General features: G+C 40.9%; 1 protein-coding gene. It reads right to left on the bottom strand.

Features of this window, described 5'->3' with window-relative positions:
- The coding region (locus tag WA338_RS18735; protein ID WP_336094540.1) for an Ig-like domain-containing protein at positions 1-1,262 on the bottom strand (1,262 nt) is incomplete at its 3' end.
- Positions 1,263-1,302: the final 40 nt, after the last annotated feature.

Raw genomic sequence — 1,302 nt, 5'->3', positions numbered from 1 at the left:
CCATCAGGGTTCTCATCATTAGTTCCTACGTCTCCGCTTACCGGTTGACCTTCGAACGTATCGTTGATGTCATTGATCGCTAGGATGGTGTTACAAGTAATAGTTACCTCTTGTGTAACCTCACAACCATTTGAATCAGTTACCGTCACACTATGCACACCTTCAGTAAGGTCTGTTGCCACAGCAGTAGTCTGTCCACCAGCACTAGCACTCCACAAATAAGTATAATTTCCACTTCCTCCAGAAACTGTGGCTGTAGCCGTTCCGTTAGAACACATAAAGTTAGATGATCCTCCTACAACGTCTGTAAACACAAGTTCTAGTTGTTCTGGCTGAGCAACTTCTATATTAAATTCCTTCTCAATACCTACAGCATCTGTAATTACAAGATTGTAAGTTCCAGCAGTTAAGCCTGTCTGATCTTCCTGCCCATCAGCCAAACCACTACCATCTATTGTACTCCAATTAAAGCTGAATGGAGCTGTTCCTCCTGATGTGGTTATATCAATTGCACCATTGGCATCTCCAAAACAAGAAACATCTATAGTACTTACTAAACCATCTAAACGTGGTCCTGAGTAACAGTACGGATCTGATGGAGGATAATTCACTACAATAGTTTGACTAGGATTGATTGAGAATACCACATTTACATCAGGTCTTACATCTAAAAATCCGTCATCACCTTCAACCCAAACACCATCTTCAAGAATCCATCCAGGCCAATTAGTAGGGTTACCATTAGCATCTACTTCTGCACCTGGCCAAAGCACTCTTCCTGTTAAAGGAAGATCTGTGTATTCTAGAAGACTATTACCAGAATTATCTAAGAATGTTATGGTAAGTGGTCCTGTTGCAGCAAAATTGTTTAGGTCAATATCATAAACCAAATAAGGAACATCTCCATCACATTCGCCGTCGGCAATAGATATTGTGAATGATTTTTCCTCCAGGCTTATGTAAACCGTTGCCGTGTCCTGTGCTCCATTTGCATCTTCAATAGTGTATGTAAACTGATCTGCACCATTATAACCTGCATTTGACACATAAGTGAAACTACCGTTTGTGTTAACCGTTACGCTTCCGTTTGCAGGCTGCGTATTGCTGATCACATTGATCGCATCACCTTCAGGATCGCTGTCGTTAGTAAGTACATTACCGATGATTTCCTCTTCAGTATACCCAAAAAATGCATCATCATTGGCTACTGTTGTGTTATTAGTATCGGAAATAACTAGCGCAATACTGTAGGATCTTGCCATCCACTCATAAACATGCGCATAAAGCGAATAGACCTAAAAT

It is taken from the genome of Leeuwenhoekiella sp. CH_XMU1409-2 (genome assembly GCF_037029365.1).
GTDB classification, from domain to species: Bacteria; Bacteroidota; Bacteroidia; order Flavobacteriales; family Flavobacteriaceae; genus Leeuwenhoekiella; species Leeuwenhoekiella blandensis.
The sequence above is the reverse complement of the archived record's forward strand: the minus strand, read 5'-3'. Positions and strand labels throughout refer to the sequence as shown.